The organism is Candidatus Hydrogenedentota bacterium (assembly GCA_018005585.1).
GTDB lineage: Bacteria > Hydrogenedentota > Hydrogenedentia > Hydrogenedentales > JAGMZX01 > JAGMZX01.
The window spans coordinates 1-9,285 of sequence record JAGMZX010000189.1; the positions used below are offsets into that span (position 1 = coordinate 1).

Annotated in this window: 8 protein-coding genes; 5 read left to right on the plus strand and 3 right to left on the minus strand. The window is 62.1% G+C overall.

Annotation, left to right across the window (positions count from 1 at the left end; all coding sequences use genetic code 11):
- Positions 1 to 139 precede the first annotated feature (139 nt).
- A complete protein-coding gene (locus KA184_21430; protein MBP8132149.1) occupies positions 140 to 1,639 on the plus strand; it encodes a hypothetical protein in 1,500 nt (499 codons plus the stop codon).
- On the opposite strand, the gene KA184_21435 is transcribed toward KA184_21430, so the two are convergent.
- The 3 genes from KA184_21435 to KA184_21445 form a co-directional block, all read right to left on the minus strand.
- Positions 1,588 to 3,435: a glycosyltransferase family 39 protein gene (locus KA184_21435; protein ID MBP8132150.1), complete on the minus strand. Its 1,848-nt coding sequence runs from the start codon at positions 3,433 to 3,435 to the stop codon at positions 1,588 to 1,590. The genes KA184_21430 and KA184_21435 overlap by 52 nt on opposite strands.
- A complete protein-coding gene (locus KA184_21440; GenBank protein MBP8132151.1) occupies positions 3,432 to 4,259 on the minus strand; it encodes a ThuA domain-containing protein in 828 nt (275 codons plus the stop codon). Before KA184_21440 ends, KA184_21435 begins: the two co-directional genes overlap by 4 nt.
- Positions 4,260 to 4,362: 103 nt before the next feature.
- Positions 4,363 to 5,187 carry an RNA polymerase sigma factor RpoD/SigA gene (locus KA184_21445; protein ID MBP8132152.1) on the minus strand — a complete coding sequence of 275 codons (825 nt, stop codon included), beginning with the start codon at positions 5,185 to 5,187 and terminating at the stop codon, positions 4,363 to 4,365.
- 161 nt (positions 5,188 to 5,348) lie between these two features.
- On the opposite strand from KA184_21445, the gene tadA reads away from it, so the two are divergent.
- From tadA to srlD, 4 genes are all read left to right on the plus strand, one after another.
- Positions 5,349 to 5,831: a tRNA adenosine(34) deaminase TadA gene (gene tadA, locus KA184_21450; GenBank protein ID MBP8132153.1), complete on the plus strand. Its 483-nt coding sequence runs from the start codon at positions 5,349 to 5,351 to the stop codon at positions 5,829 to 5,831.
- A 62-nt stretch (positions 5,832 to 5,893) separates the two neighbouring features.
- Complete coding sequence (locus KA184_21455) at positions 5,894 to 6,655, plus strand: class II aldolase (GenBank protein MBP8132154.1); 762 nt, start codon at positions 5,894 to 5,896, stop codon at positions 6,653 to 6,655.
- A 42-nt stretch (positions 6,656 to 6,697) separates the two neighbouring features.
- Entirely contained in the window at positions 6,698 to 8,320 is a 1,623-nt protein-coding gene (locus tag KA184_21460) for an alcohol dehydrogenase catalytic domain-containing protein (protein MBP8132155.1), read from the plus strand.
- Entirely contained in the window at positions 8,317 to 9,105 is a 789-nt protein-coding gene (srlD, locus tag KA184_21465; protein ID MBP8132156.1) for a sorbitol-6-phosphate dehydrogenase, read from the plus strand. The genes KA184_21460 and srlD overlap by 4 nt, the downstream gene beginning before the upstream one ends.
- The last annotated feature ends 180 nt before the right edge of the window (positions 9,106 to 9,285 follow it).

The following is a 9,285-nucleotide window of genomic DNA, read 5'->3' on the forward strand; positions in this document are numbered from 1 at the left end:
ACGACGCGGCCCGCCCGTCTCAACTGGTGCTTCCGGTTGTGTCCGCCGATTGACCGGTGGCGGCGCGCGGGGAAGTGGGCGCGCTGGGCGCGCATTGGTATACTGCATTTTCTTGTGGTTGGAGTCTTGGGAAACTGGAATGATGAAGCGGAAGACGAAAGCGTTCTTGTGGTTGAGCTTCGTACTGACGTGGGCCGTTGTCGCATTCGTGACTCTTGAAGTCTATGAGGCGTACCGGCTGCGCCGGCTTGACGCGCGTATGGCCGCCCTTGCGGGGCAGAACGAGGCCAGGAAGCAGGAACTGGAGCGAGCCGTCATCCGGCGCTATGGCTTGGAGCCACCGGACGTTGGGACCGATATCCGGGAGCGCGCCACGTACGCGGGTCTCGATGTCGAAGCGCGCGACGCCTTCGCGGCGCGGCGCGGCGAACTGGTCCTGACCGTGGACGGTTCGGGCACGATACGCGAAACGCATTGCGCGCCGGGTCACGAAACGCTGGCGGCCTTGGCCCGGCAGGTTCAGCCGGGCTCGGCGGTCTATGCGCTGTTGAACGATGCGGAGGCCGCGGATGCTCGAATTGCCGTCGCGGAGGCGCTGCGCAGCGGAAACACGTTTCCCCGTGAGTACGAGATTCCAGAGGGGGACGTGTCCGGGTATGTAGCCCAGTTCTACTTCGTGCCGGAGCCGGGGCAGGGGCAGGTCCATATCTTCCTTCGGGACAGCATGTGGGGAAAGCTATGGGTGAGGTTCCGCAAGAATGTCTATCAGAACGATGCCTACGAGTTCCGCACGAACAGTTTCGGATTTCGCGACCGCGAAATCGTTGTTCCCAAACCCGATGGCGTGGTTCGTATTGTCTGTATCGGCGGTTCGACGACGGCGGAAGGGCCTACGAACGACCTGACCTATCCCAAGATGGTAGAAGCGAAACTCCGGGCCGCCTTTGCGACGGACAGGATTGAAGTAATCAACGCAGGTGTATTCGCATCGTGGACTGATCTTGACTATCACCGGCTCGACGAGTATCTCGCGCTGGAGCCGGACTTGCTTGTCCACTACAACTTTGTGAACGACATCACCAATTTCTTCCCGGGTTACCTGAGGGAACGCGAGCATTCAAGCGCATTGGAACGCTGCAATGTCCTGGTCAAACGGTCGCGCGTCCTCTACCGGTACTGCAATGATTGGTTCTTCCCTCCGTCAAGCGAATTGCGCGACTGGATTGGGAAGCATGTGCTCATCAACCTCGAGTTGCTGGAAAAAGACGCCAGGGCCCGAGGCGTCGGTCTCGCGGTCTGCAGTTTCGCGGCCCCGGACGTGGCGCATCTTCCGCGTATGGAACGGGATTTCTTCGAGTGGCGGATCAGCTTCATGCTGTGGGGACGCATGATGCACATCGAGCAATACTGCGGCATGGTAGCGATGTACAACGAGCTTTTGAAGGCGCTATGCGCGGAACGCGGCTTGACCTATATTCCCGTCGCGGAGGGTCTGCGCGGCGGCATGGATAGTTTCACCGATATTTGCCATATGAACCTTGCGGCGATGGATCGGAAGGCGGGAATTGTCGCGGATGCGCTGCGGGACTACGTTGCGGAACGGCTCGGTGCGGGCGCCGCGCCGGAGCCGGCATTCTGACCCGGCCAGTTTTCCGGGGGAACCTGCGCGGGTTCGATCCCGTGGATTTCCGTTCGCGTGCGGGAGGGAGGGTCTGGAACGGCTCCGGTCAGGGGCGGGCTGATGTATACGTAGAGGTTGAGCGTGCCCAGAAAGGCCGTGCGTGAGTAGGGCGTGCCGCGGCGCCTGAACATTTCTTCGGCGTGCTTGCGGACAGGTTCCTGGCCGGGATCGCTATTCGTAACGACCCAGACGCGTTGTTCTTGGTCAAGGGCCGTCTCCAGTTCTTGCCAGGTCTGGCCCTCGTTCTGGTTCCAGCGCACCGGATGTGCCCCGGCGCCCATATTAAAGACCAGCACACGCCACAGGCTCCAGTCGAAGGCCACGATTGCGTCGTGCGCCTGCGCCTCGCGTGCAATCAGTTGTGCCACGCCCATGTAGTCCGTGCGCATGGGCAGGAATGCTGCCAGCAGGGTCTGTCCGCTCAAGAAGCAACACAGCGCGGCGGCGTAGAGGACGCGGAGAAACGCGGGGCGCAGGCGCGAAGCGGCGATGCCCGCAAGCAAGTACAACGCGGGGAAACTGTAAATGAAATAGCGTTCTTGAAAGGCGAGCGGCTCACGGAATCGCGCAAACAGGAACAAGATGCACGCAGGCACGCCGAGCCACAGGAAGAGGTAGAGATGCGGCCATAGCGCGGTCTGAGGCCGCCGTTCAAGCTTCCTTCCGTCCACAGCGGAGCGGGAAGGACACACTGTAAACCCTGCATGCGACCGTGCGAACCGGTCGCGGACAAACCACCAGGCCGCAAAGGCGACGCCCGTCACATAGAGGTAGCCAAGGAGGTCCGTCATGGTGAACAGGCGTTCAAGCAGCAGCCGCGTCCACTCGGGCAGGGTGACCTCCACCGTCTTGTCGGGGAAACCGCGAGTCCAGAAGATATACGTGGGGTCCGCTTCGAACAGTTTTTCATACAATTGCCTGAGAGGCACGGCCCGCTCGGTGGCGAAGATTTCCAGAGGCAGCGGAAATACCCACCATGCGATCAGCAGGAAGACCAGCGCATGCCACGCTGACCACGCGGCGAATACGAGCAGAGCAACGCGTTTTTCCTGGCCGTGTGCAGCCAGAGCACTGCCCAGGAGCACAATTGCCTGAGGCGCGGCGAACAGGACGCCGAACAGATGGGTGCCCATCAGGAGGGCGTTGACGAGGCCGCACGCGATCAGCCACCGGTGCCTGCTCCAGCGCGTGTGGGGCGCAAGTCCGTTTCCGTCCGTGTCCGTCGGTGCTTCCTGAAGATGCCGAATCAGCAGCCATGACGAAGCGGCTCCCAGCAGCGTGAGAAGCGGGTAGGGCCGGATGAATTGGTCATGATGGATCATGTGGGGCGACAAGGCGTACAGGGCTCCCGCGACGATGCCCGCCGCACGCCCCTGCAGTTGTCTTCCCAACGCGTAGATGAGGCATAACGTTGCCGCGCCAAAGAGCAACGACAGCGCACGCAGGGCGAGAAACCCGGAGCCGAACACGTGAGCCCAGTAGTACTCCATGGTGAAGTACACGGGTACCATTTCAAAATTCTCGGGCCGCTGGTCACGGATGAACTGCGTGAGCGTCGGCGCGTTCAGATACGCGGCGCTGTAGTATTCGTCAAGCCAGACCGACTCGTGCGGCAGATTGTGGCATCGCAGGAACAACGCAAGAAACAGCAGAACGCCAAGGTCGAGAAGGACGCGCAGCCGCGGGTTTTTCGCCCGAACAGGACGTTCGGACTGGCCCCCCGACGCTTCCGTCTCAGCAGGAACGTTCGTCACGGGGCAAGCCCGGCAACCCACGCCGTACCGCGCCGGAACAGTTCCGCCACGGATGGATTGGACAACGCCGCCGCGTCATGGCCCAGCGGACTGTGAAACACGCGGCCCTTGCCGTACGTGAACACGAACGCCATCGGATAGTCCTTGCCGTCGACGACGGACCGCGACGACGCCAGGATGCTGATGGGCCGGTCGCCCGTCAGGCACGTGTACAACTCGTCCGTTGTCTCGAACGATTTCAGTCCCTTGGTTACGGGATGCTCTTGGTCCACGATATCGACGAGGAACATGCCGAAGGGATCGTGGCCGCGCAGCTGGGGGTCCCAGACGCGCCCGGCGAGGTCGGCAAATTCCGGCCATGCCTGAAAGGCGCCGCAAGCGAAATGGACAAGGCACAGGCCTTTGCCGCCCTCGACAAACCGCTTCAGGTTGGCCCGGGCTTCCTCACCGGGGTCCGGCTGTTCCCAGTTCATAAAATGCAGGACCACGGCGTCGAACTGGTGCAACTCGGAGGAGGCCAGGAACGCGGGGTCTTCCGTTACCTCCACGGAGAGGCGCGTGTCGGCCGCGATATCCTTTTGAAGCACCGGCGCCGTTTCGCGCCAGAGATGACCTGGATAGTCGATGCCTGTCACGATGAGGACGCGTTTCTTCCCGTCCGCTGCGGGCGGCGCCGCGGCTTGCGACGGCGCCTGCGGGCCGGGATTGACGGCGGGCTGAATGACGTCTCCCGTGTTGGCGGGCGCCTGTGCGGCCGGTGAAAACATCAGCAGGCACGCGAGTGCGAACGCCAGGACAGAACATGCGCGTCTGGTTAGGTGCATTGTCAATAACATCGTCTTGACCCTCATGTATCTTGTGCATGCGTCGCGGGGCGCATGTCCTCAATGTCCAGACAAGGCCTTGGTGCGAAAAGGCAACGGGCGGTTACCGGAAATCTTCGGCATGTTCTACCACGTACGTGCGCAGTTTTCGCATTACGTCTTTCTCGATTTGCCGTATGCGCTCGCGCGTGAGTTTGAATCGTTTCCCCGTTTCCTCGAGTGTGTGCGCCTTGCCGTCCATCAGGCCGTACCGGAACCGGATGATGTTTTCCTCCCGCTCCGTGAGCTGTCCCATCAATGCTTCCATCTGCTGGTCCAATTCGATTTGCTCGATGGCCTTGTCGTAAAGGTGTGGCTCGATGCTTTCCGGGATAGCGCACTCTTCGCCGTCCGTGCTTTCCATCTTTTCCAGCGGCGTAACCGCGGTGACGAACTCCTGAAGCCGCTGAGCTTCGGCCAGCTTGATGCCCATTTCCTCGGCAACCTCCTGCGGCGAAGGGGTCTTGCCGGACCTGATATAGAGTTCCTCGGCCACCTTTTTGTAGCGGGCGATGTTATCGGTGATGTAGACGGGGATGCGCACGGTGCGCCCCTGATTCGAAAGCGAACGCGTGACCGCTTGGCGTATCCACCACGTGGCGTACGTCGAAAACTTGCAGCCGCGCTCCGGGTCATAGCGGTCGACCGCCTTCATCAGGCCCAGATTGCCTTCCTCGATCAAGTCCTGGAGCGGCAGGCCGTAATAGAGGTACTTCTTGGCGATACTCACGACGAGACGCAGGTTCGAGACGATCAGTTTGCGCCGCGCCGCGCCGTTGTTCTGTTTGGCAAGCCGGGCGAGACGTATCTCCTCTGCAGGAGATAACAACGGGATCTTCGATATCTCCGCCAGGTACGTGCTGAGCCCGTTTTCGCGCAAATCGCTCATCGTTCCACCTCACCAAACAAACCCAATCAGAACTGTCGGACATTAGGCTACATGTCCCGCGCGAGCAATACAAGTTCGGCCTTGCGAGCGATTCACGCCCCGCATGTTTCCGGGGTTTCAGCGTTTGACTTGCCGTGCGTGCCGCCGCCAGAATCGGCGCCATGCAAGACGAACACGAACGTTATATGCGGTCCGCCATACAGGAGGCTGAACGGGCCCGCGACGCGGGCGAAGTGCCCGTCGGCTGCGTGGTAGTGCACGAAGGCCGGATTATCGGCAAAGGCTACAACCAGCGCGAGACACTGCAGGACCCCACGGCCCACGCCGAAATTATCGCGATAACCGCCGCGGCGGGCGCGCTCGGCAGTTGGCGGCTGGAGGGCGCGCGCCTGTACGTGACGCTCGAGCCCTGCCCCATGTGTGCCGGGGCCATTATCCTGGCCCGCGTCGCCGAGGTGCATTTTGGAGCGTTAGACCCAAAGGCCGGCTGCGCCAGCTCGCTGATGAATCTGCTGGAAGACGCGCGGTTCAACCATCAACCCGCCGTGTTCGCCGGACTGCTGGCCGAGGAGTGCGGCAGCCTGCTGACGTCGTTCTTCCAGGACCTGCGCGCCCAAGGCCGCCGCGAAAACAACGGCCACTGAACCGGGCTTTGCCCGTCTGCTATAATCCGTCGTCCCGTCCCGGTACGCAAAGGAAGCAGCGCATGAGTGACATATTGCAGCAACTAATCGAAATGTCCCGGTACCTGGGCGACCCGTCGCGCCAGTACGCAATCCTCGGCGAAGGCAACACGTCCGCCAAAATCGATGATGACACGTTCTACGTCAAGGCGTCCGGCACGACGCTTGCCACGATGACCGGGCCGGATTTCCTGCCCGTGTCCCTCTCGAAGGCGACGGCAATCCTCGACGATCCCAATGCCACCGACGCCGATGTCGACCAGGTTTTGCGCGCGGCAGTCGTCACGCCTGGCGAGAAGCGCAAGCCCTCCGTCGAAACGATGCTGCACGCACTGCTGCTGAAGTATCCCGAATACCGGTTCATCGGCCACACGCACCCCGTGGCCACGAACGGCATTCTCTGCTCCGTTAATGCCGAAGCTGCCGTGGCGGGGCGCCTCTGCCCGGATCACATCGTCGTAATGGGGCACAAGTCGGTGTTCGTGCCCTACGTAGACCCCGGTCTGGTGCTTGCGCGCGAGGTGCGCGCGCGGCTCGACCGGTTCATCGCGGAGGAGGGCGTGATGCCGAAGTGCATTATGCTGCAGAATCACGGTCTCTTCGCGCTGGCCGATTCCGCGCGTAAAGTCATGAACATCACCGACATGGCGGAAAAGATGTCCCGGATTCTGCTCGGCGTCTACGCCGCAGGCGGGCCGCGGTTCATGTCCGGCCACGATGTGCGCCGGATCGATACGCGGCCCGATGAGCATTACCGCCAGCGGTTGCTTGCGGGGAACCCGTGAGACCTCGCGCCATCGTCTGTGGACCCCCGAAGGAGGATGCCTGTGAGCAAGCTCGAAACCTATCGCAACGTTGACGCACCGCTGCCGAGCCAGTACCGCGCGTGGCAAGTGTTCGGGGCGGGCCTTGAAAACGTCGGGCGCAATGGCAAGCCTGTCACACTCGAATTGCGCCCGCCTGCCGACAACGAGGTGTTGCTGCGCGTGGATGCGCTGGGCCTGTGTTTATCCGACATGAAGATCATCGCACAGGGCGGCAACCACCCCCGGCTGCGCGGCCGCGATCTTGCGAACGACCCGACCGTGCTCGGGCACGAATGCGCGGCGACCGTGGTCAAGGTGGGCCGGCAGTGGCAGGACATGTTCAAGCCCGGCGACCGCTTCATCGTTCAGGCGGACATCTACTACAAGGGCGTAGGCTACGCCTTCGGCTACATGATTCCCGGCGGCCTCGCCGAGTACACCTATCTCGACGAGCGCGCCCTGTCCGGGGATGAGGGGTGTTACCTGCTGCCGGTGCGTCCGGACACCGGGTACAGCCAAGCCGCCCTTGCCGAACCCTGGGCCTGCGTCGAAATGTCGTACTGTCTCGAAGACCGCCTGGAGCCCGTGGGCGATGCACCGCTCGTCGTGGTCGAGTCGCTCGACGACTCGTGCATGGCGCGTTTTCCGAACGTGGTGCACCTGCAGCCCGGCTTGGAGGGCATGGACGCGCTCGGAGACCGCGTTTTCGGTGACATTATCATCCGCTATCCCACGCCGGAGATCGTCAATGTCCTCGCGCCGCGCTTGAGCAGGAACGGAAACATGTGGCTTGTCGGCAAACCCGCGGCCGCGGGACCCGTGGCGCTCGATGTGGGCGGCATTCATTACGAAAACAGGCGCTTCTTCGGAGGCGGGGAAAATCTCGCGGCCGTCGCCGAGGCAAACCGGCGCAATGACCTGCTGCCTGCTGGGAACGCCCTTTTTATCGGCGCCGGCGGGCCCATGGGCCAGATGCATGTCCAGCGCGCCGTCGAAAAGGCCGACGGACCGAAGCTCATCGTCGTGACCGACCTCGATCGCGGCCGACTGGACCACATCGTGCGGCGATTTGGCGGCTTGGCCCAAGCCAGGGGCGTCGACTTTGTCACGCTGGCCGCGGGCGAGTTTCCGTCGCCACAAGCCATGAACGGCCGTATCCGCGAGCTTGCCCCGGGCGGCTACAACGATATCGTCGTGCTCGCGCCCGTGCCCGCGCTCGTCGAGCAATCGGTCGCCATGGCCGCCGACAACGCCCTCGTCAACCTGTTTGCTGGGTTGAGCATCGGGACGATGGCGAAAATACCGCTGGAGGCATTGTGCCGGGGCGTGAAGCTGATCGGGTGCAGCGGAAGCCGCATCCGCGACCTTCGCAAGGTTCTGCATCTCGTCGAAAGCGGAGACCTGGACACCAACCGCAGCGTGGCCGCAATTGGGGGTTTGGACGCGGCGCATGCGGGCCTGAAGGCGGTCAAGGAGGCGCGCTTTCCAGGAAAAACCGTCATATACACACAAATACCGTCATTTCCGCTTGTCGCGCTGGAAGATTTGGCTCAGTTGCTGCCGCATGTCGCCGCCAAGCTGAGCCCCGAAGGCGCGTGGACCCGGGCGGCTGAAGAGGCCCTGTTGGAGCATTTTCTGACATGAAACGACTTGAGAACAAGAAAGCTATTGTCACTGGCGCGGGACAAGGACTTGGCGCGGCTATTCTGGAACGGCTTGCGCAGGAAGGGTGTGATGTGGCCGGTTGGGACATTAACCTGGAGCAGATGCAGGCCAAGGCTGCGGAAGCGGCCGGGGAAACGGGGCGGCGGGTCATGGCGTTGCGCGCGGACGTGACCGATGCGGCGGCGGTGCGCGTTTCGGTCGAAGAATCGGTGGCGTTTCTCGGTGGCCTGGATGTCTTGGTGAGCAATGCCGGTATTCTCGTCGCGGGTGATTCGCTTGAGTTTGATGCCGCGAAATGGCGCAAAGTCATCGACGTCAATCTGACGGGCTATTTCCTGTGCGCGCGGGAAGCGGCGCGCGTGATGCTGCCGCGGCGCAGCGGCTCGATCATCCAGACCAATTCGAAGTCGGGCAAGAAGGGCAGTTTCAAGAACAGCGCCTATGCGGCGTCCAAATTCGGCAGCATCGGCGTGACGCAGAGCCTTGCGCTGGAATTCGCCGAACAGGGCGTGCGCGTCAACGCCGTCTGTCCCGGCAATCTGCTCGACTCGCCGCTTTGGACCGAGAGCCTCTTCAAGCAATATGCGCGGACCCAAGGCATCACCGAGGAAGAGGTGCGCAAGAAATACATCGACCAGGTGCCGATGAAACGCCCGTGTGCCTACCGGGACGTCTGCAACGTTGTAGTGTTCCTCGCGAGCGATGAATCCGCCTATATGACAGGCCAGGCCATCAACGTAACCGGCGGCCAAGAGATGCGGTGACCACGGACGCCCCACCGGTCCCGGAGGATGCCGTTCGGTCTGTTCTGCTTGCGGCTCCTGAGTTCAACACCTCTCTGAAATTTCGTCGTAAGTCCTTATTTTATAAGGGGCCGATTTCTGATTTGGGTGTCCCGAGTGTAAGCTGGCCCCATGTTCGTGCGCAAAAAGCCCAATCCGTCG